Below are 22,476 nucleotides of genomic sequence, written 5' to 3'. Positions count from 1 at the left end.
ATGGACGATCACGGCTCCACTCGAAAGCCGGGCGCTTCCCTCGAAGCGGTGGATAGCGTCGATCTTGCGGCGGCGCAGGGCGATGGTCACGGCTGCCACGCCGGGAAGGACAAGATGCGCGCCGCCGCCGAGGCGGCAGGCATGACGGAGACTCTTGGCCGTTATGCGAAGGATTATCCGCAAGGGCCTCATGATCAGCCGCAAAGCATGTGCCCGGCCTTTGGGTCGCTGCGCGTCGGCCTGCGCATGCGCCGCACCGCCATGGTGCTGTCGGGTTCGGCCTGCTGCGTCTACGGCCTGACATTCACCTCGCATTTCTACGGCGCAAAACGCACGGTCGGCTATGTGCCGTTCAATTCAGAGACGCTCGTCACCGGCAAGCTGTTCGAGGATATTCGCGAGGCGGTCTATCAGCTTGCCGATCCCGCCAATTTCGACGCGGTCGTCGTCATCAATCTCTGCGTGCCGACCGCCTCCGGCGTGCCGCTGCGTCTCCTGCCGAAAGAGATCAACGGCGTACGCATCATCGGCATCGACGTGCCGGGCTTCGGCGTGCCGACCCATGCGGAAGCCAAGGACGTCCTCGCCGGCGCCATGCTGCGCTTCGCTCGGCTCGAGGCCGAGCAGGGCCCCGTCCAGGCGCCCCGCGCGCCGCGGGCGGAGAAACCGACAGTTTCTTTGCTCGGCGAGATGTTTCCCGCAGACCCGATGCAAATCGGCGGGATGCTCGATCTCCTGGGCCTCGCCGCCGGGCCCGTGACGCCGACGCGCGAATGGCGCGAACTTTACGGCGCGCTGGATTGCGCCGCGGTCGCGGCGATCCATCCTTTCTACACATCCTGCGTGCGCGAATTCGAAGCGGCGGGGCGAAGCGTCGTCGGCTCGGCCCCGGTCGGCCATGACGGAACGGCCGCCTGGCTCGAAAATATTGGGGCGGCCTGCAACGTCTCCCAGAGCGTCGTCGACGCCGCCAAGGCGCGGCTGCTGCCTGCGATCCGGGGCGCGCTGTCGGCGACGCCGATCAACGGTCGCATCACGCTCTCCGGCTATGAAGGCTCTGAGCTTCTGGTCGGGCGCCTGCTGGTCGAATCGGGCGCCGATCTGCGCTATGTCGGCACGGCCTGCCCGAAGACCCGCTTCAACGACGCCGATCGCGAATGGCTCGAAGCCCGTGGCGTGCATGTCGCTTTTCGCGCCTCCCTCGAGCAGGATTTCGCCGCCCTCGACGAATTCAAGCCGAACCTCGCCATCGGCACGACGCCCGTCGTGCAGAAGGCGAAGCAGAACGCAACGCCGGCGCTCTACTTCACAAATCTCATCTCCGCGCGACCGCTGATGGGGATCGCCGGCGCGGGATCGCTCGCCAAGGTCGTCAACACCGCCATCGCCAATCAATCGCGCTTCGACGAGATGAACGACTTCTTCGCAGGCGTCGGGGAAGGCTTCGCCGCCGGCGTCTGGCAGGACGTCCCGCAAGATCGCCCCGCGTTCCGCAAGAAGCAGCTTGCAAAAGCCGAGCATAAACCGATCGGGGAGATGGGCGCATGCTAGTCCTCGATCACGATCGGGCCGGCGGTTATTGGGGCGCCGTATATGTCTTCACGGCCGTGAAGGGATTGCAGGTCGTCATTGACGGTCCTGTCGGCTGCGAGAATCTGCCCGTCACCTCGGTCTTGCATTACACCGACGCGCTGCCCCCGCATGAACTCCCGATCGTCGTCACGGGACTCTCTGAGGAAGAACTCGGTCGACATGGCACGGAAGGCGCGATGAAGCGCGCCCATGCGACGCTCGACCCCGATCTTCCCAGCGTCGTCGTCACGGGCTCCATCGCGGAGATGATCGGCGGCGGCGTGACGCCGGAAGGAACCGGCATTCAGCGCTTCCTGCCGCGCACCATCGACGAAGATCAATGGCAGTGCGCCAATCGCGCCATGAGCTGGCTGTGGAACGAATACGGCGTGAAGAAAGGCCGGGCGCCAAAGCGCAAGGAGCGCGCGCCGGGCGAAAAGCCGCGCGTCAATATTGTGGGCCCCTCCTACGGCGTGTTCAACATGCCGTCCGACCTCGCCGAAATTCGCCGGCTCGTGGAGGGAATCGGCGCCGAGGTCAACATGGTCTTCCCTCTCGGCAGCCATATCGCCGACGTGCCGCGCCTCGCCGACGCCGAAGCCAATGTCTGCCTGTATCGCGAATTCGGCCGCCAGCTCTGCGAAGCGCTGGATCGTCCCTATCTCCAGGCGCCGATCGGCCTTCACAGCACGACGAAATTTCTCCGCCGGCTCGGCGAAGAGCTGGGGCTAGATCCCGAACCCTTCATTGAGCGTGAGAAGCACACGACAATAAAGCCGCTTTGGGATTTGTGGCGCTCTGTCACCCAGGACTTTTTCGGCACGGCGTCTTTCGGGATCGTTGCGACAGACACCTATGCGCGCGGCGTGCGACATTTCCTCGAAGACGAAATGGGTCTGCCCTGCACCTTTGCGATCGGGCGCAAGCCCGGCGAGAAGACCGACAACGCCGCCGTGCGCAAGGCTGTCCGCGAAACGCCGCCGCTCGTTCTCTTCGGCAGCTACAACGAACGCATGTACGCCGCTGAAGCCGGCGGGCGCGCCATGTATATTCCGGCTTCCTTCCCGGGCGCCATCATCCGGCGCCATACGGGCACGCCCTTCATGGGCTATGCCGGCGCCGTCTATCTCGTGCAGGAAGTCTGCAACGCGCTGTTCGACGCGCTGTTCAACATCCTGCCGCTCGGCACGGAGCTCGACAAGGTCGATGCGACGCCGACCCGCCTCCACCGCGAAATCCGCTGGGAGGACGAAGCGACGCGCATGCTCGACGAACTTGTAGAGGCTGCGCCCGTTCTCGTCCGCATATCCGCCGCCAAACGGCTGCGTGACGCCGCCGAGCGTGAAGCGCGGCGCGCAGGCGACGATCAGGTCACGAAAACCCGCGTCGAAACGGCGCGCAAACTGGTGATGGAGATGGGCGCATGAGCGACGCGATGACGCACACGGCCTTGCCTGAGGAAGGAGACGCCATGAGTTTGGCTTCGAGTTCGACAAGCTATTTGCTTCCAACCGCGCGCCGGGAGGAATTCAAGGTCTCGCTGCTGTTCGGCGCGCTCTTTCCCCTGTTCCTCGCCGCCGCGGTCATACCCCGTGCGCTTCCCTTTGCAACCGAACGCGGCGCACCCGCAAAGTCGGCGATCGGCGAAGCGCGCGAAAATCTATCGATCGCGATCTCCTACGCGCTAATGGCGCGCGCCATGTTGCAGAGCTTCGCACGGGAATAACGCCCGCGCGAAACGCCTGTCGCGATCCTTTTTGGGGCCGCGATGCTTCCGCCGCGTAAGGCGTGCGCGGCAATGTCAACGGAGGTCAATCATGGCCATCGATAAAGAGAGAAGCTCTCTGTCAGGACTGACGGAGGCGGAGGCTCTGGAATTCCATAGCCTCTTCATCAAGAGCTTTTTAATCTTCGTCGTCATCGCGATCATCGCGCATGTGCTCGTTTGGAACTGGCGGCCCTGGCTGCCCGGCCCGAAGGGCTATGCGCTGCTCGACGGCGTGACCAATATCGGACACGCCGCGCTGTCCCTCATCGGCTGATAGGAGTTCGCCATGCACAAGTTGTGGCTGCTTTTCGATCCGCGCCGCGTGCTCGTCGCGCTCGGCGCCTTCCTGTTTACGCTGGCCCTGCTGATCCACTTCATCCTGCTCAGCACGGACCGGTTCAACTGGCTGGAAGGACCCCGCGGACAGAAGACGGGGCAGATCGAGATGACGGCGCCGAATTCGTTCGGCTGATCGTCTCACTGCTGTCGCGCCGCGGACGGAAGCGCCGTACCCGCTTCCGCCCGCGGCCGCCCAATCCTTTGCTCTTCCGGGGAGGCGCGGCCATGGCCATGCTGAGTTTCGAGAGAAAATATCGCGTGCGCGGAGGCACGCTCATCGGCGGCGACCTCTTCGATTTCTGGGTCGGTCCGTTCTATGTCGGCTTCTTCGGCGTCACGACCATCATCTTCGCGACGCTCGGCGCCTTGCTGATCGTCTGGGGCGCCGCGCTGGGTCCAACCTGGAACCTCTGGCAGATAAACATCGCCCCGCCCGACCTCAAATACGGCCTGGCGCTTGCGCCGCTGAAAGAAGGCGGGTTGTGGCAGATCATAACGATCTGCGCGGTCGGCGCATTCGTTTCATGGGCGCTGCGGGAAGTCGAAATCTGCCGCAAGCTCGGCATCGGCTATCATGTGCCGTTCGCATTCGGCTTTGCAATCTTCGCTTATGTGTCGCTGGTCGTCATTCGGCCGTTTCTGCTCGGCGCCTGGGGCTATGGTTTTCCCTATGGGATTATCAGCCATCTCGATTGGGTGTCCAACACCGGCTATCAATATCTGCACTTCCACTACAATCCCGCGCATATGATCGCAGTGTCGTTCTTCTTCGCGACGTGTTTTGCGCTCTCGCTGCATGGCGCGCTGGTTCTCTCTGCAACCAATCCGCCGAAGGGCGAGGCGGTGAAGACGCCTGAGCATGAAGACACGTTCTTCCGCGACGTCGTCGGCTACTCGATTGGCACGCTGGGCATCCATCGCCTCGGCCTGTTCCTCGCGCTCGCCGCCGTTTTCTTCAGCGCGGTTTGCATCATCATCAGCGGCCCGTTCTGGACGCGCGGTTGGCCCGAGTGGTGGAACTGGTGGCTCAATCTTCCCGTCTGGCGCTGAGCTAAGGGAGACAATCCGTGGCCTATTATCAAAACATCTTTACGCAGGTTCAGGTCCGCGGCGCGGAGCCTGAAGCCGGCGTCCATATCGCCAACGAAGACCGCAGCGGCGCAACCTTCTCCCATCTGTTCGGTCGCATCGGAAATGCGCAGATCGGACCGATCTATCTCGGCTATACCGGCCTCTTGTCGCTGATCTTTGGCTTCATCGCCTTCGAGATCATCGGCCTCAATATGTGGGCGTCGGTGAACTGGGATCCGGTCCAGTTCGTGCGGCAATTGCCGTGGCTGGCGCTGGAGCCGCCGAAACCGAAATATGGCCTTCAGATCCTGCCGCCGCTAAGCGAAGGCGGCTGGTGGCTCATCGCCGGCTTCTTCCTGACGGCGGCGGTGCTGCTGTGGTGGTGGCGGGTCTATCGTCGCGCGCGGGCGCTCGGGCTCGGAACGCATACGGCCTGGGCGTTCCTCTCGGCGATCTGGCTCTATCTCGTGCTCGGCTTCATCCGGCCGCTGCTGATGGGGAGTTGGAGCGAAGCGGTGCCCTTCGGCATCTTCCCGCATCTCGATTGGACGGCGGCGTTCTCGATCCGCTACGGCAATCTCTTCTACAATCCCTTCCACATGCTCTCGATCGCCTTTCTCTACGGATCGGCGCTGCTCTTCGCCATGCATGGCGCGACCATTCTCGCGGTCGGCCGCTTCGGCGGCGAAAGGGAGATCGAGCAGATCCTCGACCGCGGCACGGCGTCGGAGCGCGCTTCCTTGTTCTGGCGCTGGACGATGGGCTTCAACGCGACGATGGAGTCGATCCATCGCTGGGCGTGGTGGTTCGCCGTGCTGTGCCCGCTCACCGGCGGCATCGGGATCCTTTTGACCGGCACGGTCGTGGACAACTGGTACCTTTGGGGCGTGCTGCACGGGCTTGCGCCTGAATATCCGCATGCTTTCCCGCCCGTCGTCGATCCGGCTCTTGCAACGGGAGGCGCGCCATGAATAACGGCACTGGACTCAGATTGACGCTGTCGCTCGTCGGCGGCGTCACGGCGACGCTGCTCACCGTCGCCATGCTGTTCACCGCGGGCTGGGTGCGTCCGCCGATTTTCGGCGTGCAAACCGGCTATCGCGGCACCGGACAGGAGCAGTTGATCAGCGTGAGAGACAAACGCCTCGTCGAGGCCGCGAACGCCTTGCCGGACGCGATCGACAAGGCCGCCCCCGGTGGCGAGCCTGCGACGAAGGCCTATAAGAACGTCAAGATCCTCACCGACCTGAACACGGAGGAATTCAACCGTGTGATGGTCGCCATCACGCAATGGGTGTCGCCGGATCAGGGCTGCGCCTATTGTCACAACACCGAGAATCTTGCCGATGACGACCTTTACACCAAGATCGTCGCGCGGCGGATGCTGGACATGAACCGCCACATCAACAAGAACTACAAGTCGCATGTGGCCGACACCGGCGTCACCTGCTACACCTGCCATCGGGGCCAGCCGGTTCCGAGCAATATCTGGTTCGAAAATCCGGGCGCCCCGCATGCGGGCGGCATGTCGGCGCATAATTACGGCTTCGGACATCCGGCGAAGTCGAACGGCGCCACCGCCCTCCCCGTCGATCCGCTGACGCCGCATCTCCTGGGCGACGACAACATCCGCGTCGAGGGCAAAACGGCGTTGCCGACGGTGGCGGGCGCTTCGATCCAGCAGACGGAGCAGAGCTTCTCGCTCATGATCCACATGTCGGAAGCGCTCGGCGTCAACTGCACTTTCTGCCACAGCTCGCGCAATTTCGGCGGGTGGGACGAGAGCAAGCCGCAGCGCACCGTCGCCTGGCACGGCCTCGAGATGATGCGCGAGCTGAACGCCGTTTATCTCGAACCGCTAAAGGCGAGCTATCCGGCGCACCGGCTCGGATCGCAGGGCGACGCCCCCAAGGCGAATTGCGCGACCTGTCATCAGGGCGTGAGCAAGCCGCTTCTGGGTCAAAGCATGGCCAAGGATTTCCCCGAACTGGGCGGCAAGGCGACGCCGTAACACGAAAAAGTCTGGCCGGCCCCGCCGGCCAGACTCTTTGGATTCTTTCTCAAGACAGCTTCGTCGATTAAGGGTAAGGTTTCTGGAAGCGTATTTTGTTCCGTTTCCGTTCGCTGAAAAAAGGGGAGGACGGATCCGTGTGTACAGTAGACAGCGCGTTACAGGACGATTGCATCAGCCTTGTGCAGAGGCGCGACGATGAGGGCGCTTATCTCATCCGGGTCGGGACTTTGCAGACGATCGTCACAATCAGGCTGAAGAAAACGTGGGGGTCTCGAACGGCGTTCCGGCAAAGCCACGCCATCAAGACGCCGCGCCAGCCCTGCCCGAACTGGAGTTGCGCGCCGGAGGCAGAGTCGCCGGGCGACGCGCTGCGCAAGGCCATCAGCGGTCTGACCATGCATTACCGCAAGGCGGTTGGCGAAGGTTATCGGCCCGCGGAAGAATGGCTGGTGCCGGCAGGCTGAGGAAACGGCGCTTCGCTCACCAGCGCACATCGAAGACGCAAGCCGGCGCGCCGGTCGCTTCGCATTCGATTTCCGTCACATGGACTGACGGGCCGAGCATTTCGCTAAAGACTCGCTCGAATGTCGCTGCGTAATAAGCGCAGGCCGGCGCCTCTGTCCGAAGACTCTGGCAGATAGGCGACCCCACGATCCGTAACTGTAGATGCGGAACAAATGCGTAAGAGAAGGCGCCGCCGCCGGCGAAGGTCCAGGCGTGGCGCGCAATAGCGCTTATAAGAATGCGCGCGGCCAATATGCGCGGCAGCAGTTTCAAGGCGCGCTGCGCCATGATCGGGATTCTGTTGGCGAGAAGATAATCGCCCGTGCGCCTGCCGGCCTCGCGCCCGATCGCGGCCGCGCGCTCTTCGCCAAGTCGCGCCACCGTCTCGCCATGCAGCCGCGTCACGTCTTCGGCAGGGATCATGTGCGTGGGTGGATCGCGCAGATAATGCGCGAGGCCCGCCGATGCGAAGATCTCCTCGCAGAGACCTTCGCCCAGGCGATGCGACAGCGCCTGGGCCATGCGCGTCACGGCGTTTGGGCCGATGACGGGCCTCGCCGGCGCTTCCTCAGTGAATGTGATGCTCATTTGCAGGCTGCTGAGGCCGCGCCATGACGTCGATCATCGCATTATCCGCCTCATCCTCGAGTTGATCCTTGCCGCCGCCGCAGGCCATCGTCATCGCCGCGTCATGCATCGTGCTGGTGGGACGATTATGCGTGACCTGCCATTCGACATCCTCGTCCGCGGCGCGCTGGCGCGTCGTGTCGAAATTGAACTTCACCTTCTTGCGCGACTGCGGCCCCCAATAATCGACCTTGCCGAGGTCGTAGAACTTGCGCTCGAATCCGGCCTTCAGGAAGGCTTTCAGGCAGCCGAGGAGGTAACGCCGTCTCTGGCCGGAGCCGGCCCAGGGATAGGAGAACAGCGCCTTCTTCATGTAGAAGCGCCGGTAATTGTTCATCACACGATCGAGCAATTCGCCGCGGTCCATCGCCTGCGGTTTGATGATCGGCGTGACGAAATTGTATTTCTCGTAATCGAAGATTTCGACCTTGTCGCCGAGCTCCTTGAAGAGATCCGAGAAAGGCCAGGGCGTATACATCGACCAGTTGGCGAGGTCGGGCTTCCAGTCCTGCGCCATCCGATAGGTTTCTTCGAGCGTCTCGGCCGTCTCGTTTTCGAGGCCGACGATGAATTGCGCCTCGACGACGATCCCGGCGTTGCGCAGCAACTCCACCGCGCGCTTGTTCTGCGCAACGGTGGTCTCCTTGTTGAAGAGATCGAGCTTCAGTTGCGCCGCCGCTTCCGTGCCGAGCGAGACATGGATCAGCCCGGCCTTGCGAAAGAAGGGCAGCAATTCTTCGTCGCGCAGAATGTCGGTGACGCGCGTATTGATGCCCCAGAGAATGTCGAGCTTGCGATCGATCAGTTCCTGACAGAAGGCGACGAATTTCTTTTTGTTGATCGTGGGCTCCTCATCCGCGAGGATGAAGAAGCCGACGCCATGATCGCGCATCAGCGTCTCGATCTCGTCGACGACCTTCTTGGGATCGCGGATGCGGTAGTCGCGCCAGAATTTCCACTGGCTGCAGAAGCTGCAGGTGAAGGGGCAGCCGCGCGCCATGTTGGGAATCGCGACTTTCACGCCGAGCGGGATATAATTGTATTTCTCCCAATTCAGGATGCCCCAATCGGCGACGATTGAGTCGATGTCTTTCACGGTCGGCGCCGCCGCCGTCGCCACGACCTTGCCGTCTTGCGCGTAAGCGATGCCCTTGATCGCCTCGCGCTCTGCGGGCCAGCGACCCTCATCGATCGTCTTGATCAGATCGACGATAATCTCCTCGCCTTCGCCGCGCACAATGGCGTCTATCCAGGGCGCTTCGGCGAGCACCTGCCGATACATGAAGGTCGCATGAACGCCGCCCAGCACCGTGATCGCCTGCGGCGCCGCTTCCTTGGCCAGCTTGAGCGCCTGCTGCGCCTTGTAGATGGACGGCGTGATCGACGTTGCGCCGACGACATCCGGCGCATAGGCCGCAATTTCTTCACGCAGAGCCTCGTCGCCAACGTCGAAGGTCATCGCATCGATGAACTTCACGTCCGTATAACCGGCTCTTTTGAGCGCGCCCGAAAGATAGGCGACCCATGCCGGGGGCCAGTTGCCCGCAATCTCGGCGCCGCCGGAGTGATAATTTGGGTGGATGAAGAGGATGCGCATGAGCTGTCCCTTTCGCTTTCGCGGGGGCCGACCGTCAATCCGATGGAGCGTAATATCAAATTGACACTTTGCAAGACGCATCACGTGTCGCGGCAGCGACGGATCGTCTCAGCGCTCGAGCCCCGCGAGACCGAAAATCAGCTGCGCGAACAGAGCCGGGTCTTCTTCATGCGCGAGATGACCAAGTCGGGGAATGGAGTGAACGCGCGCATCATGAAGACGCGTGGCCAGTCTGCGCGCGCCGTCGGACGGCACCGTCCTGTCATTTTCGGTTACAATGAACTCGATCGGCGCGCGGAGACGCGGCAGCTCGCGATTGAGGGCGTGGAGATCCCAATGCGCCATCATGCTGAGGGCGCCGCCGACATGAGCCGGGTTGCGCATCAATCGCGCGTAAAGGGCCACGCCACGCGGGTCGAGCCTTGAGCCTGTGCCCTCGAGAAGACGCGCCACTGCGCCCTCGCTCGCGGACCACGCGACATATCGCGGCGCGAGGGGGTTGAGGAACAACGCTTTCGCCATGGTCGGGAAAAGATGCCCGGCGACGCCCTCGAAGGGCGACAGCGCGCCATTGAGCGCAATGATGCGCCCTGGCGGGAACGCATGATCGAGCGCGAGGCGCGTGAGAACCGCCGCGCCGGCTGAATGCCCGACCGCAACATCAGGCGAAGCGCCGAGCGCATGGAGCAGCGCGGCTATCGCCTTCGCCATCCCAGGCAGAGATTGCGTCCGGGCTCCATGCATCGAGGAAAAGCCGTGGCCCGGAAGATCCGGCGCGACGATTCGACAGCGGGTCGAGAGAAGCGGTGCGAGATCCCGCCAGGAATGGGTGGACGCGCCCGTCCCGTGCAGCAACAGCATGGTCGGTCCCTCGCCCATGATCTGCACATGCCAATCGACCCCGCCAGCTTCGATCATCCGGCTCGCTGTGCGATTGGGCCAATCGGCTCCGTCTTCGTCGAGCGTGAGGCGGCGGAGCCGTCCGAATGGCGCGTTCACGACCCTATCGCCGCGGCGCGCACGGCTTGCGAAAGTCGCGCGGCGTCGACGAAAGGCAGGTGCAGATAGCGGGCCTGCATGGCGTCGGCGATCTTGCGGGTCGGAGCCTCGGCGCTCCTGCTTCCCGTAGCGGCGGAGTCGATGGCGAGCATCGTATAGCCCGCGCCGCGCATCCGCCTTGCGGCGATCAAGGCGTCTTCAAAAGCCTGCGCCCGGCCCGGCGCGCCTGCTCGGTCGATATTCGCCTTCCCGTCCGTCAGCAACACGATGAGGGGCGTCTGTCCCTTTCGCCTGACGCTGTCCGCGAGCGCCGCCGCCGCGTCGAGACCGAGCGCCAGCGGCGTGCCGCCGCCCCCGGGCATGGCGGCGAGAATCCGCTTTGCGCGCGCCAGGGGAGCGTGTCGGCGGCAGGACGATTTCCGCCTCTTTGCCGCGAAAGGCCACGAGCGCCACGCTGTCGCGGCGCACATAGCAGTCGGCGAGCATCAGCTCGATCGCGCCCTTCACTTCCGCGAGACGCTGCATGGCCGAGGAGCCGGAAGCGTCGACAACGAAGATCGCGGTCGTGCCGCGCCTTTCGAGAAACCGCGTGATCCGGAAATCGTCGGCGCGCACATGAACCGCAAGCGACGAGGGATCGGCGTTCGCGCGTCTCGACGCCTGCCACGGCGCCGCGGCGCGGAGCGTGTCGATGAGACTGAGGCGTCCTTCGCGCAGCGCGCCGCGTCTTGCGGTCAACGGACGGCCGCGGCGTGGCGAGATGAGCGCGGCGCCTGAAGGACCGCTTCGCGGAGAGGGCGCGCGCGAATGTTGTCCCGACTCCAGTCGCGCCAGGAGATCGGCCGGCAACGCCGCGCGCGCGGCGGCGATGATGACATCTTCGAGCGCCTGCTGGTCGCGCCATTGATTGTCGTTTTGCGGCCGATCCTGATCGCTCTGCGGCTCATTCGGAGCGTTTTCAGTCTCGCATTGTTCGCTTGGACATGGCGCGCGGGTGGCGCGCGGCGCGAGCACATAGCGCGCCGCAATTTCAAGATCGCCGTCGTCGACGATGCAGGCGCCGCGCAGCGCGCAGGCCGCGCGCGCGACGCGGCGCGCAAGCAGAGGCGCACGCAGGGAAACGACGCCGAGTTCGGCCGCGATAGAGACAAGGGTCGTGATCGCGTCATAAGGAATCAAGACGGACGCGAAGCGCGCGCGCGCCGCCGCAATTTCCTCTGGCCCGATACGCGACGACGCGATGTCGCGGGGAGAGACGTCAGAAAGATCGAGATGGAAGGCGAGACGGTCGAGCAGCGCGTCTGGCGGACGCTCATCTGCGTCATGGCCTTCATCCAGCGCGACGACGCCGATGCGGGCCTCGTGGAAAGCCGAAAGGCCGTCGCGCGCAAGCTCGATCCCGCCCGCATCCAACGCGGCGACGATGCGCGCCGCAGTTGAAACGCTCAGCCGCTCGGCCATGGCGAGCAGGAGCACGCCGCCATGCGTCTGCGCGATGAGGCCTGCTTCTGCGACGGGAAGCCCGGCGCGCAGCGTCGCCGCGAGATCAAGTCCGCCGAGAAGACGATCGTCGGCGATTGCGAGCGGCGCGCGGCGCATCGGCGCGTCCTGCGGGAGATATTCGCGCAGCAAGGCGAGCCAGGCGTCGCGGGCCGGCCCAGGCGCCGCGCGCAACGAGACGCCCGACAGCAAGGGATCAATGGCGAAGAGCGCCGCGACGAAACTCGCATGCGCAAAGGCGCCATCCGGCTGAGCGGATGCACGCGGGCTCATGGGCCGAAAATTTCGTCGATCGCACGCTCGACCCTGACCGTCGATCCCACGTCGTCCAAGGGATTGCGGCGCAGGCGATGGCCGAGCGCGAAGGGCGCGACGCGCCGCAATTCAGCGTCGCCGACCGTCGCTTCCCCTTCAAAGGCCGCGAGCGCGCGTGCGGCGCGCAGCAAAGTAAGCTCCCCGCGCAACCCGTCCGAGCCGAGCGCAATGCAGAGCCGCGCGGACTTCTCGAGCGCGGCGTCCGGCGTCTCGACGTCGGCCACGCGCGCGCGCGCCGCATCGATCCGGCGACGCAGTTTCTGCTCTTCTCCGGCCCATGCGCGATGGAAGCGGACGGGGTCGCGCTCGAAAGCGTCGCGACGGCGCACGACGTCGACGCGCGTCGCGACGTCTGTCGGCGTCTTGACGTCGACGGCCAGACCGAAGCGATCGAGAAGCTGCGGGCGGAGTTCGCCTTCTTCGGGATTGCCGCTGCCGATGAGAACGAAGCGCGCAGGATGCCTGATGCTCAAACCTTCGCGCTCGACGACGTTCTCGCCCGAGGCCGCTACGTCGAGGAGCAGATCCACGAGGTGATCCTCCAGCAGATTCACTTCGTCTATGTAAAGGAAGCCGCGATTCGCCCTGGCCAGCAGGCCCGGTTCGAAAGCTTTCTCGCCACGCGTCAGCGCGCGTTCGAGGTCGAGGGCGCCGACGACGCGATCTTCCGTTGCGCCGAGCGGCATATCGACCACGGGGACGGCGCGCATATGCGCCTTGGATTTGCGCTTCCGGCAGTTGTCGCAGAGGGCTGCCGTGTCCGCCGGGTCGCAATTATAGGCGCAGTCCGCAACCGCGTGCATGAGCGGCAACAGACGCGCCAGCGCGCGCACCGCGGTCGATTTGCCTGTGCCGCGATCGCCGAAGACCAGCACGCCGCCGACCGACGGGTCGATCGCCGCAATCAGGAAGGCGAGTTTCATGTCGTCCTGGCCGACAATCGCGGAAAACGGAAACGGCGCCTGCGCGTCAACTTCCTGCGTCGCCAGAATGGCGCGCGGCGTTGTCGGCATGGATTTCGCGGCGTGGGGCGTTTCCTGGGGGAGCTTGACCTGCAGCGGCGCCATTGCGTTTCCTCCCGCCGGGATACGACAGGCGTGCCTTACGCCTTCGATGTAATTATTACTTTACACCAAAGGCCGAAGAGCGCAAGTTAGCTTGACGATCGAGCGCATTATTTCGACGCGGACGCTTCGGGAGCGTAGCATTTTCCTAATGCAACCCCCATTATCTGGCGGACGGTTGACGAAAGGCGGCTTGCATCATGGACATTATCGCCGACTGCCCGCGAGAAAAGCGGCCGCGCACAGGCGCGCGCAGCGTCTCGTCGCGTGGGGCGCGGCGATGAATGAGAATGCCTATACGCGGCCAGATCTGACTCTGACGCTCGACGAGGACGGCGTCATCCAGAAAGTCGTGACCTCCGAGACGCTTGCGCGTGAGCCACTCGATCAGTGGCGCGGCCGGCGATGGGGCGAAACCATCGATCCCGACATCGACAGCGTCACGCTCAAGAAGATCGAGGACGTGCGGCTGCGCGGAGATCCCTCCTGCTTCGAGGTTCGGCAGCGTTTTCCGAGCGGCCTCGAATTGCCCATGGAATATACGACCTTCAGCCTGGGCAAAGCGGGCTTCATCGCCATCGGGCGCAATCTCGAGGCGATCAGCGAGTTACGCACGCGGCTCGAGCTTGCGCAGCAGGCCCGCGAACGCGATTACTGGAAGATGCGCGAAATCGAGACGCGCTATCGCACGCTCTTTGACGCGACGACGGAGGCTGTGGCGCTCGTCAACGTTTCCGATCTGACGGTGATCGAAGCCAACCACCGCGCCGCCAATTATCTCTATCTCTCGCCGGGAGCCCTGTTCCTCCCGCAGCTTTCCGATCGGGACAGACGCGCGCTCGAAGAGTATTTCGACAAAGTGCGCGAGCAGGGGCGCGCGCCGGGCATGGTCATCCAGCCAGCCCCGGCCGATGGGCTCTGGAGCCTGCGCGCATCGCTGATGAACGCCGAGAGCGGGCCGGTGTTCATATGCCAGCTCATGCAGATGCGGGAAGCGGCCGCGCCTCGGAAAGGCTTTTCGACGGCGTCCTTTATCGAACGCCTGCCCGAGGGCTTTGTCGTCATCGACCGCGAGGGCCTTGTGCGCGCCGCCAATGGCGCCTTTCTCGAACTCGTGCAGCTGGGCGCCGAAACCGCCGCCACTCAGCGCAAGCTGACGCGCTGGCTGTCCAGCCCCGGCGCCGACGCCAATGTCGTTATTTCCCTCATTCTGAAGCATGGCGATCTGCGGCGCTTCCAGACCTGGATCGAGGGCGAACTTGGCCAGTCGACTCCCGTCGAGATCACCGCAGTCGGCGACGAACCGGAAGAGCCTAAATATTTCGGCCTGCTGATCCGCGACCTCAGCCATATGTCAAGATCGCGCGGGCGGGAGACGGGGGATCAAGGCATGTCGATCGAGGACTTCGACAACCGCACCCTCGAGGCGATCGTGCGCATGTCGACCGAAGTCATCGAACGCAAGGCGATCGTTCGCGCCCTCGAACTTTGCGACAGCAATCGCACCGCCGCGGCGCGCCATCTCGGCCTCAGCCGCCAGAGCCTGCACGCCAAGTTGAAAAAATACGGCCTCGATCAAAAATAAATGACAAAAAAAGGGTAGCTAAGCCGTGACGCTCGACCCTTCCGTTTCTCCGCCCTTCGGGACGGCCAATCTGTCGAATTGCGAACGCGAACAGATTCATCTCGCCGGTTCGATACAGCCCCACGGCGCGCTGCTCGCCTTGCGCGAAGACGATTACGCGATTGCTCAGGAAAGCGCCAATGCGGCGGCTTTCCTGGGAATGAAGGGCGCGTTGCGGGGCCTGCATCCGAGCAAGCTCGGAGGCGATCTATGGGCGCAAATCGAACCCTATCTCGTTCGACAGGCAAGCGCGATTCCGATCGCTCTGCGCTGCGCCGCCGGCGCGCGCGGCGAGCCGCTGACCGCCTTGCTGCACAGGGCGCCGAGCGGCGAATTCGTCCTGGAGTTCGAACGCGCCGGACCCATCGTCGATTATACGGCCGCAATCCAGCAAAGCGTCGACGCAATTCTCTCTTCGTCCAGCCTGCGCGAGCTTTGCGACGTTTGCGCCACCATGTTTCGCGAGCTGACCGGCTATGACCGCGTCATGGTCTATCGGTTCGACGAAGAGGGGCATGGAGAGGTTTTCGCCGAGACAAAACGGCACGAACTCGAAGCCTTTCTCGGCAATCGCTACCCGGCTTCCGATATTCCCCAAATCGCCCGCCGGCTTTACGAACTCAATCGCGTTCGCCTCCTCGTCGACGTCAATTACACTCCTGCCCCGATCGAACCGCGCCGCTCGCCGGGGACCGGTCGGGAACTCGACATGTCGCTGTGCTTCCTGCGCAGCGCCTCTCCCATCCATATCCAGTATTTGAAAAATATGGGCGTCGCGGGCACGCTCGTCGTTTCGCTGATGGTCGGCGGCAAGCTCTGGGGGTTGATTTCCTGCCATCACTACGCGCCGCGCTTCATGCATTTCGAGATGCGCGCCGTCTGCGAATTGATCGCGGAGGTCATGGGCACCCGGATCGCGGCGCTGGAGAGCTTTACGCAGGGCCAGGCGGAACTCGCCGTCCGCCGCCTGGAGCAACGCATGATCCAGAGCGTCTGCCGCGAAGGCGATTGGCGCGGCGCGCTCTTCGACGGCTCCCGCTCGCTCTTGTTGCCGCTCAACGCGACCGGCGCGGCGCTCCTTTTCGAAGGGAAGGTGCGAACGACCGGCGAAGCGCCCGGCGCCGAGCAGATTTGCGAACTCGGCAAATGGCTCGCGCCACGGATCCGGGCGGGCGTCTTCGCCACCTCCGCGCTGGCGAGCGAAGAGCCGGTTTTCGCGCCGCTTGCCGGGGTTGCGAGCGGAGTCCTGGCCGCGCCGATCTCCGTCGAACCGGACGAGATGCTGATCTGGTTCCGCAAGGAGCGCATTCGCACCGTCACCTGGGGAGGAAATCCGTTCAAGCCGCCATCCGACAGCGACGATCCGACCGAGCTGTCGCCGCGGCGCTCCTTTGCGCAATGGCACCAGGTCGTCGAAGGCACCTCCGACCCCTGGTCCGCCGCGGATCGGGCCGCCGGGCGGTTGATCGGCGAAAGCGTCACCGACGTCGTCACGCAGTTCAGGGCCTTGCGCATACTCATCGCTCAGGATCAGCTCGAGCACGTCTTGCGACAGGTTCATTCCGCCGAACAGCAGATCATCGTCGCGAGCCCCGACGGCAATGTGCTCGAGGCCAATCGCGCGTTGAACGATCTGTTCGGGGCGAGGGGAGCCATCGAACATATCGATGATTTGCCGGATTATTTCGTCGATTCGGACGCTGTCCGGCAAAAGCTGGGCGCATTGCGGGAGATGCGCACCCCATGGCGCGGCGAAGCCGTCTTGATGACCGCCAAGGGCGAGGCGCTCCCGGTGGCCGTCCGCGCCGATCCGGTGCTGGCCTCGCGCGACCGGGTGCTCGGCTTTGTCCTGTTGTTCACCGACCTGACGGAGCGCAAGGCGGCCGATCGCGCTCGCGAGCGCTTTCGTGACAATGTGATGCTGAGCCAGCGTCGCCTGATGGGCCGCATCGAATCGAACGCGGCGCTGACGGTCGAGAGCCTGATGTCGAGCATCATCGACAATGCGCAGCTCGCGGCGCTCGAAATCGCCGACGGCCTCGATACGGCCGGCATCCCGGAGACGCTGGAAAGCGTTCGCGCTTCCGTGGCGCGCGCGGCCGAGGTCCTCGAGCAGATATCGCGCGCCGTTACCCAGGCCGCGAGCGCGCGCGGCGAGGGAGCCGGAAAAGAGTGATGACGGAAGGCGTTCTACGCGGAAGATTGCGCGCCGAAACGGCGGACCTGCATGAGCGGTTGCATCGGCATCCGGGCCTGTCCGCGGCGGCGTCAGGCGCGATCGATATGGACGATTATCGAGCGCTGCTCATGCGCCTTTACGGATTTCACCGCGCCTTCGAATCGCGCCTGGGAGAATTTGCAGGAACCGGAGAGGCGCTTGCGCGCTCGCAGCTCCTCGCGAGCGATCTCCAGACGCTCGGCGTCACGCCTGAAAAATGCGCCTATCTCCCCATCTGTGATGCGTTGCCGTCGATAACGCAGGAGGCGGAGGCGCTGGGAGCGCTCTATGTCGTCGAAGGTTCGTCCCTCGGGGGCGCCCGCATCGCGCAGGCGCTTCGCGCGAATCTCCTGCGGCGAGACGGAAAGGGTTGCCGATTCTTTTCAAATGACGGGGCCCGACCGCGCGCCTGGGAAAATGTTCTGACGCGGTTGAACGCCATTGACGACCGCAGCCAGGAACAGGCCGTCATCGCCGCCGCTCGTGCGACTTTTCAGGCTTTCGACGCCTGGATGAAAGGCGTGGAGCGGGCGGTCGCGCCGCGCGTGGCCTGATGGTTTTCTTGCGTTGCGGCCTTGGACTGCTGGCGCAGCAATAATTTTTTAGCCAATAAAGTCGCGCTGGCCGCGTCGCCCGCCATGGCGTCGGCGCCGACCTGCGCGACGAGACCGGGCTCTCTGCGGAAAAGCGGCCCGCCGACCAGAATGCCGATCTGTGGATTGATCGAAGCGGCCCGCCCGGACTGAATGGCCCGACAGAGCGCGTCGAGTCCCAGCTCCGAACTCACGGTAAAGCCCAGAACGGCGAACCAGTCGCCTGCGACAATCTCGACGACATCATCCGCTTCCGCATCCTTGTGGAGGTCGACCTCCCAGGCGGCATGGCGCATGAAGCAGGCGACCATGTCGACGCCGAATATATGTCGTTCGCCGGGCAGCGCGCAGAGCGCCAGGCGTTGGCGACTGTCGCCGAAAGCAGGCTCGCAATGTCCGCTCGAGGCGCAGAGAATTTTCTGCAAACGCGCGACGCCGATCGTCACGTCGACGAAATTGCAGCGATCATCCTCCCACAACGCGCCCAGATGGCGCGCGGTTTCGGACAGGAGCCCAAGAAACAGCGTCTCCTCCGAATGACCGCAGGCGCGCATACGCTGAAGGAACTGATCCGCCGCCTTTGCGTCGTCAACAACCACGATCTCTGCGAATTCGGCAATTTCATTTCTTGTGAAGGCGGACTCGGCGTTTTTCGCCGAGAGCTCGTGATGGAGCATTTGCAAGCGGGGGACGATGTCGTCGAAGATCACGGAGGCGAGCCGGGCCTCGTTCGCGCCCGGCCGGCTCGCCAACATATCCCTAAGCGGCTCGCGGCACCGACGCGCGCCGAGATCTGTGTCGCCACAGCTGGTCATACTGGCCTCCCGGGCGCATGCCTTACGACGAGAGAGATCGACGCCGGCGCGCTCTGATTTTCGATCGTCAGCCCAAACGACCGCATTCGCTCAATGCGATGCTTCGTCTCCGCCCGATGAAAAGCACGCGGCCCCGCGCGTTCTCGCCGGCGTTCCTTGGTCTATGTCATGATTATCGTGATGGCGCGGAATAGCGCGAAGCGTCTCAACTGTTCACCTGAAACCAAGTGAACCTCACAACCCGGGAATAGTAAAGTCAAATTGACGGCCCTCGCGCGGCCAGCGCAAACTATGTCAGGCTGCCCCGACAGTTCGCGACGGGGAACACGCAACAGAATCCGCCAAGTATGAGACCCTCCCTGTGAGAAGCGCGCGTCAAAAAATTTTTTCGGCTTTTGCCTTCCTGAGCGTCTGTCTCGGGCTTCTTCTGGTGAGCGCGCAGACGCGCGGCGTTGAAACGACCGTTGTTAAGGTCGGCGACATTCACGCGACGATCTTCAAAATGCTCGATCATCCGCCAGCGCCCGTCATCGTGATCGCCCACGGTTTCTCCGGATCACAACAATTGATGGCGCCAATGGCGACGACCCTGGCGCAGAACGGCTATGTGGCTGTGACTTTCGACTTTTCAGGCCACGGGCGAAACCCGGCGCCGATGACGGGCGGCGTCAGGGATCTCCAGCAGAGCACTGCGGTCCTTCTTTCCGATATCGAGAAAGTCGTCGCCTTCGCGCGACGCCTTCCTGGCGTCGACGGTCGCGTCGCCGTCGCCGGCCATTCGATGGCGACCGATCTCATTGTGAGACAGGCGCGGCGGGATCCCTCGATCGCGGCCGTCGTCGCTTTTTCCTTCTTCGCGCAAGACGTCACGCCCGACAGTCCCAGGAACCTGCTGATCGTCGACGGCGCATGGGAATCCCGAAGGCTGATCGATGTCGGCTTGCACGTCGTTTCCGAAACGGCGAAAGCGCCCGCGCAGCCGGGCGTGACCTATGGCGATATCGCCGCCGGCAAGGGGCGTCGGCTGGCGCTCGCCCGCGGCGTCGAACATATCGGCGTGCTCTACAGCGAGGATGCGCTCTCCGAGACCGTGGCATGGCTGAACGATGTTTTCGGCCGCAACGAAGAGGGCTTCGTCGATCGACGCGGCAAATGGCTGGCGTTGGCTTTCGCCGGATTGATCGCGCTGGCGCGTCCGCTGGCGGGGCTGCTTCCAGTCGTGTCGCCCGCGCCGCTCGGCGCGAGCTTGCCCTGGCGACGGCTCGCGCCCCTCGCGCTTGCGCCGGCCGTGCTGACGCCGTTGCTGCTCTGGAAAATTCCGACGGACGTCATGCCAATCCTGCTTGGCGATTACCTCGCCCTCCATCTCGGACTTTACGGATTGCTGACGGCGTCGGGGTTGCGGCTGATGGGGAAGCAGGCGGAACTTCCGTCGGCGCCGTTCGCGCCGCTGGTCATCGCCAGCCTGGCGGTCGGCGCCTATTACACGCTTGTGTTCGGCGTTCCGCTCGACGCCTATGTCGTCTCTTTCTTCCCGACGGCGCAGAGGGCGCTTCTCATCCCTCCCATATTCGTCGGCTGCGCCTTGTATTTCCTTGCGGACGAGTGGATGACGCGCGGCGCCTGCGTCGCGCCGGGGGGTTACGCCTTCAGCAAATTCTGCTTCATCGCGTCGCTGGGAATCGCCGTCGCGCTCAACCCTCGGCGGCTGTTTTTTCTCGTCATCATCGCGATCGTCGTCATCATTTTGCTGACGGTCTACGGCTTGGTCGGCCGCTGGGTTTACGCGCGCACCCGCGATCCGCGGCCCGGGGCGCTGGGTGCGGCGTTCGGACTCGCCTGGGCGATCGCCGTCTGTTTCCCCATCGTTGGATGAACGCGTCTTGCATCCCACCGCAGGGCGAGATCAGCGAGATGCGCCGCGAGCGCGAAAGCGAGGCTGAGCGCAATCGCATAGACGGAACCGCCCGCCAGCGCATGGCGCAGCGCGAGCAGCAGGAAGGCGCCAGCGAAAAGGTTGCACAGAAAGGCGACCGGTTCGGGGCCGGCCCCGCGAAAGGCGCGCAAGGCGAGAATCCCGGCCGCTTCGAGCGCAACAAGCGCCAGAATCGCGTCCACGAAATGCGGCTGAGCGATGAAATTCATTCCGCAGCTTCCGTCTGCCGTTTCGAATAGGGCCAGTAAGTCGTGAAGGGCCTGTTGAGCACGACCATGCGCCAATTGAGATAGCCCGCGAAGCTGACCCAGGCGAAATAGGGCGTGAGCAGCATGGCTGCGAAAGACGAAATCGCGCCGACGCCGATCACCAGAGTATGGATCGACAACCACAGCAAGATCAGCTCGGCCATCGCCCAATCCGGCCGCCGCAATTTGAAGAAAAGCGGACTCCAGGCGACATTGAGCACAGCGTTGACGACAAACAGGATCAGCAGCCGAGTCCGGGCGCCGTCATCCGGCGCCTGTTCGAAGGCGAGCACGCCGCTCGTCGCCGTCAGGAGGAAGATAAGGGTCCAGGCCGGTCCGAAAATCCAGTTCGGCGGACGCCAGGGCGGGAAGCGCAAGCCTTCATACCATTCGCCGACCTCCGTCGCGAGCCCGCCGAGCAATGCGACGACGCCGACCATGGACGTCGCGATGGCGATCAGCATCCATCGATCTGCGGCAAGCGACATCATGGCGACGCCAATCTCAGAAGGTGAGCCAGATCCTTGAAGAAGATCCGGACATGCGCCATCGGATCGCGGCGCACCAGCTCCTTGTTCATATAGGCTTCCCATGTGAGGCGCTGCACGTCGGGGTCTTTGCACATGCTGACAAAGGCTTCCCGCAGACGGTCGTTGCGATACCAGAAGAACTGCATCATCCCCAGGATGAAAAAGACGCGGCCATGCAGCTTCATGAAGCGTCTGCGCGCCGTCGCCAGCGCGCGCGCATCGCCCGTGCGCAGCGCTTCGTCGGCGGCGTCCGCGGCGAGGCGCCCGCCAAGCATCGCGTAATAGATGCCTTCGCCAGACGCGGGCGCGACGACGCCGGCGGCGTCGCCAGCGAGCACCACGTCGCGGCCATTGTCCCAGCGCTTCAGCGGCTTCAAGGGAATGGGCGCGCCTTCGCGGCGCATCGTCTCCGCTTCCGCGAGACGCTCGCAATCGCGAAGGTCGCTCACCGAGGCCTTGAGCGAAAATCCCTTATGGGCGCTGCCGGAGCCGACGCTCATCGTGTCGCCATGGGGGAAGATCCAGGCGTAGAAATCCGGCGACAGCGCGCCGCGATAGTGGATTTCGCAGCGATTGGGGTCGCTCGTCTCGTCGGATGGGGTCTTGATAACTTCGTGATAGGCGAAGACGAAACGCGTCTTGTCGGCGCCCGGCACTTCCTGCCGCCCGACCTGCGAGAGCGCGCCGTCCGCGCCGATGACGAGCCGCGCAAGCAAGGTCCGCGGCTCGGCCTCGCCCCTCACGCGATAATGCACATGCGCGAAGCCCTCGGCGTCGCGCGTAATTTTCTCATAGGCTCCCGTGACGCGCGTGGCGCCGGAGGACGCCGCGCGCGCGCGCAGCCATTCGTCGAATTCGCAGCGGTCGACCATGCCGACGAAGCCGCCCTTGATGGGCATGTCGACGACGACGCCTTTCGGCGAAATCATGCGCGCCGAGGTGACGCGCGCCTTCAGCAGATGATCGGGAATTCCAAAATCGCGGATGAGACGCGGCGGAATGGCGCCGCCGCAGGGCTTTATGCGCCCGGCCTTGTCGATGAGCGCCACTTTGTGGCCGCGCCGCGCGAGATCATGCGCCGCCGTCGCGCCGGACGGGCCGCCGCCGACGACGGCCACATCGAAGATCATGTCATCGGGCAT

Annotated in this window: 21 protein-coding genes and 1 pseudogene; 13 read left to right on the top strand and 9 right to left on the bottom strand. The window is 64.0% G+C overall.

The features are described from left to right. From bchY to ACPFMJ_RS16070, 9 genes are all read left to right on the top strand, one after another. Positions 1 to 1,551 carry a chlorophyllide a reductase subunit Y gene (gene bchY / locus ACPFMJ_RS16110; protein ID WP_424360960.1) on the top strand — a complete coding sequence of 517 codons (1,551 nt, stop codon included), beginning with the start codon at positions 1 to 3 and terminating at the stop codon, positions 1,549 to 1,551. Continuing rightward, a complete protein-coding gene (bchZ, locus tag ACPFMJ_RS16105; protein ID WP_424360959.1) occupies positions 1,545 to 2,999 on the top strand; it encodes a chlorophyllide a reductase subunit Z in 1,455 nt (484 codons plus the stop codon). The genes bchY and bchZ overlap by 7 nt, the downstream gene beginning before the upstream one ends. Continuing rightward, positions 2,996 to 3,298: a hypothetical protein gene (locus ACPFMJ_RS16100; RefSeq protein WP_424360958.1), complete on the top strand. Its 303-nt coding sequence runs from the start codon at positions 2,996 to 2,998 to the stop codon at positions 3,296 to 3,298. The genes bchZ and ACPFMJ_RS16100 overlap by 4 nt, the downstream gene beginning before the upstream one ends. Before the next feature lie 91 nt (positions 3,299 to 3,389). Next, positions 3,390 to 3,614 (top strand): light-harvesting antenna LH1, beta subunit, encoded by a 225-nt coding sequence (gene pufB / locus ACPFMJ_RS16095; protein WP_424360957.1) that lies wholly within the window; start codon positions 3,390 to 3,392, stop codon positions 3,612 to 3,614. Positions 3,615 to 3,626: 12 nt separating this feature from the next. Next, positions 3,627 to 3,812 (top strand): light-harvesting antenna LH1, alpha subunit, encoded by a 186-nt coding sequence (pufA, locus tag ACPFMJ_RS16090; protein ID WP_424360956.1) that lies wholly within the window; start codon positions 3,627 to 3,629, stop codon positions 3,810 to 3,812. A gap of 92 nt (positions 3,813 to 3,904) precedes the next feature. Further along, positions 3,905 to 4,729, top strand: coding sequence for a photosynthetic reaction center subunit L (pufL, locus tag ACPFMJ_RS16085; RefSeq protein WP_424360955.1), 825 nt, complete (start codon positions 3,905 to 3,907; stop codon positions 4,727 to 4,729). A gap of 17 nt (positions 4,730 to 4,746) precedes the next feature. Continuing rightward, positions 4,747 to 5,721, top strand: a complete 975-nt coding sequence (gene pufM / locus ACPFMJ_RS16080; protein WP_424360954.1) for a photosynthetic reaction center subunit M — start codon at positions 4,747 to 4,749, stop codon at positions 5,719 to 5,721. Further along, entirely contained in the window at positions 5,718 to 6,761 is a 1,044-nt protein-coding gene (gene pufC / locus ACPFMJ_RS16075) for a photosynthetic reaction center cytochrome PufC (protein WP_424360953.1), read from the top strand. The genes pufM and pufC overlap by 4 nt, the downstream gene beginning before the upstream one ends. Before the next feature lie 137 nt (positions 6,762 to 6,898). Beyond that, positions 6,899 to 7,228, top strand: a complete 330-nt coding sequence (locus tag ACPFMJ_RS16070; protein WP_424360952.1) for a hypothetical protein — start codon at positions 6,899 to 6,901, stop codon at positions 7,226 to 7,228. A gap of 16 nt (positions 7,229 to 7,244) precedes the next feature. Here ACPFMJ_RS16070 and bchJ read toward each other — a convergent pair whose 3' ends face one another. The 5 genes and pseudogenes from bchJ to bchI form a co-directional block, all read right to left on the bottom strand. After that, positions 7,245 to 7,856, bottom strand: a complete 612-nt coding sequence (gene bchJ, locus ACPFMJ_RS16065) for a bacteriochlorophyll 4-vinyl reductase (protein WP_424360951.1) — start codon at positions 7,854 to 7,856, stop codon at positions 7,245 to 7,247. Then, a complete protein-coding gene (gene bchE, locus ACPFMJ_RS16060) occupies positions 7,837 to 9,492 on the bottom strand; it encodes a magnesium-protoporphyrin IX monomethyl ester anaerobic oxidative cyclase (protein WP_424360950.1) in 1,656 nt (551 codons plus the stop codon). Before bchE ends, bchJ begins: the two co-directional genes overlap by 20 nt. Positions 9,493 to 9,600: 108 nt before the next feature. Beyond that, on the bottom strand, positions 9,601 to 10,491 hold the full coding sequence (gene bchO, locus ACPFMJ_RS16055) for an alpha/beta fold hydrolase BchO (RefSeq protein WP_424360949.1): 891 nt from the start codon (positions 10,489 to 10,491) through the stop codon (positions 9,601 to 9,603). After that, positions 10,488 to 12,264 (bottom strand): annotated as a pseudogene (locus tag ACPFMJ_RS16050) (magnesium chelatase subunit D). Before ACPFMJ_RS16050 ends, bchO begins: the two are co-directional and overlap by 4 nt. Further along, on the bottom strand, positions 12,261 to 13,319 hold the full coding sequence (gene bchI / locus ACPFMJ_RS16045; protein WP_424363889.1) for a magnesium chelatase ATPase subunit I: 1,059 nt from the start codon (positions 13,317 to 13,319) through the stop codon (positions 12,261 to 12,263). Before bchI ends, ACPFMJ_RS16050 begins: the two are co-directional and overlap by 4 nt. A 331-nt stretch (positions 13,320 to 13,650) precedes the next feature. Here bchI and ppsR point away from each other — a divergent pair, with 331 nt between their 5' ends. Genes ppsR through ACPFMJ_RS16030 form a run of 3 tightly spaced genes read left to right on the top strand, consistent with a single transcriptional unit; the run spans position 13,651 to position 17,766 of the window. Next, positions 13,651 to 14,955, top strand: coding sequence for a transcriptional regulator PpsR (ppsR, locus tag ACPFMJ_RS16040; RefSeq protein ID WP_424360948.1), 1,305 nt, complete (start codon positions 13,651 to 13,653; stop codon positions 14,953 to 14,955). A 25-nt stretch (positions 14,956 to 14,980) separates the two neighbouring features. Beyond that, on the top strand, positions 14,981 to 17,170 hold the full coding sequence (locus tag ACPFMJ_RS16035) for a GAF domain-containing protein (protein WP_424360947.1): 2,190 nt from the start codon (positions 14,981 to 14,983) through the stop codon (positions 17,168 to 17,170). Next, complete coding sequence (locus tag ACPFMJ_RS16030; protein WP_424360946.1) at positions 17,170 to 17,766, top strand: biliverdin-producing heme oxygenase; 597 nt, start codon at positions 17,170 to 17,172, stop codon at positions 17,764 to 17,766. The genes ACPFMJ_RS16035 and ACPFMJ_RS16030 overlap by 1 nt, the downstream gene beginning before the upstream one ends. Here ACPFMJ_RS16030 and ACPFMJ_RS16025 read toward each other — a convergent pair. Further along, a complete protein-coding gene (locus tag ACPFMJ_RS16025; protein ID WP_424360945.1) occupies positions 17,706 to 18,620 on the bottom strand; it encodes a cobalamin B12-binding domain-containing protein in 915 nt (304 codons plus the stop codon). The two genes, ACPFMJ_RS16030 and ACPFMJ_RS16025, sit on opposite strands and share 61 nt — an antisense overlap. Positions 18,621 to 19,050: 430 nt before the next feature. Here ACPFMJ_RS16025 and ACPFMJ_RS16020 point away from each other — a divergent pair, with 430 nt between their 5' ends. Continuing rightward, positions 19,051 to 20,496, top strand: a complete 1,446-nt coding sequence (locus ACPFMJ_RS16020) for an alpha/beta hydrolase family protein (protein ID WP_424360944.1) — start codon at positions 19,051 to 19,053, stop codon at positions 20,494 to 20,496. Here the strand turns inward: ACPFMJ_RS16020 and ACPFMJ_RS16015 are convergent. From ACPFMJ_RS16015 to ACPFMJ_RS16005, 3 genes are read right to left on the bottom strand one after another with little or no spacing between them, the layout of a single operon-like run. Continuing rightward, positions 20,403 to 20,765 (bottom strand): hypothetical protein, encoded by a 363-nt coding sequence (locus tag ACPFMJ_RS16015; RefSeq protein WP_424360943.1) that lies wholly within the window; start codon positions 20,763 to 20,765, stop codon positions 20,403 to 20,405. The genes ACPFMJ_RS16020 and ACPFMJ_RS16015 overlap by 94 nt on opposite strands. Next, positions 20,762 to 21,295, bottom strand: a complete 534-nt coding sequence (locus ACPFMJ_RS16010) for a TspO/MBR family protein (protein ID WP_424360942.1) — start codon at positions 21,293 to 21,295, stop codon at positions 20,762 to 20,764. Before ACPFMJ_RS16010 ends, ACPFMJ_RS16015 begins: the two co-directional genes overlap by 4 nt. Then, positions 21,292 to 22,476 (bottom strand): geranylgeranyl diphosphate reductase, encoded by a 1,185-nt coding sequence (locus ACPFMJ_RS16005; RefSeq protein ID WP_424360941.1) that lies wholly within the window; start codon positions 22,474 to 22,476, stop codon positions 21,292 to 21,294. The genes ACPFMJ_RS16010 and ACPFMJ_RS16005 overlap by 4 nt, the downstream gene beginning before the upstream one ends.

It is taken from the genome of Methylocystis parvus, from assembly GCF_049675845.1.
In the GTDB taxonomy this organism is placed as follows: domain Bacteria; phylum Pseudomonadota; class Alphaproteobacteria; order Rhizobiales; family Beijerinckiaceae; genus Methylocystis; species Methylocystis parvus_A.
This window is presented reverse-complemented; position numbering and strand designations above follow the sequence as displayed.

Excerpts from the sequence above, each read along its gene's own strand:
- bchY (WP_424360960.1), top strand. The coding sequence starts at position 1 with ATGGACGATCACGGCTCCACTCGAAAGCCGGGCGCTTCCCTCGAAGCG.
- bchZ (WP_424360959.1), top strand. The coding sequence starts at position 1,545 with ATGCTAGTCCTCGATCACGATCGGGCCGGCGGTTATTGGGGCGCCGTA.
- ACPFMJ_RS16100 (WP_424360958.1), top strand. The coding sequence starts at position 2,996 with ATGAGCGACGCGATGACGCACACGGCCTTGCCTGAGGAAGGAGACGCC.
- pufB (WP_424360957.1), top strand. The coding sequence starts at position 3,390 with ATGGCCATCGATAAAGAGAGAAGCTCTCTGTCAGGACTGACGGAGGCG.
- pufA (WP_424360956.1), top strand. The coding sequence starts at position 3,627 with ATGCACAAGTTGTGGCTGCTTTTCGATCCGCGCCGCGTGCTCGTCGCG.
- pufL (WP_424360955.1), top strand. The coding sequence starts at position 3,905 with ATGGCCATGCTGAGTTTCGAGAGAAAATATCGCGTGCGCGGAGGCACG.
- pufC (WP_424360953.1), top strand. The coding sequence starts at position 5,718 with ATGAATAACGGCACTGGACTCAGATTGACGCTGTCGCTCGTCGGCGGC.
- bchJ (WP_424360951.1), bottom strand. The coding sequence starts at position 7,856 with ATGAGCATCACATTCACTGAGGAAGCGCCGGCGAGGCCCGTCATCGGC.
- bchE (WP_424360950.1), bottom strand. The coding sequence starts at position 9,492 with ATGCGCATCCTCTTCATCCACCCAAATTATCACTCCGGCGGCGCCGAG.
- bchI (WP_424363889.1), bottom strand. The coding sequence starts at position 13,319 with ATGCCGACAACGCCGCGCGCCATTCTGGCGACGCAGGAAGTTGACGCG.
- ppsR (WP_424360948.1), top strand. The coding sequence starts at position 13,651 with ATGAATGAGAATGCCTATACGCGGCCAGATCTGACTCTGACGCTCGAC.
- ACPFMJ_RS16030 (WP_424360946.1), top strand. The coding sequence starts at position 17,170 with ATGACGGAAGGCGTTCTACGCGGAAGATTGCGCGCCGAAACGGCGGAC.
- ACPFMJ_RS16025 (WP_424360945.1), bottom strand. The coding sequence starts at position 18,620 with ATGACCAGCTGTGGCGACACAGATCTCGGCGCGCGTCGGTGCCGCGAG.
- ACPFMJ_RS16015 (WP_424360943.1), bottom strand. The coding sequence starts at position 20,765 with ATGAATTTCATCGCTCAGCCGCATTTCGTGGACGCGATTCTGGCGCTT.
- ACPFMJ_RS16010 (WP_424360942.1), bottom strand. The coding sequence starts at position 21,295 with ATGATGTCGCTTGCCGCAGATCGATGGATGCTGATCGCCATCGCGACG.
- ACPFMJ_RS16005 (WP_424360941.1), bottom strand. The coding sequence starts at position 22,476 with ATGCCCGATGACATGATCTTCGATGTGGCCGTCGTCGGCGGCGGCCCG.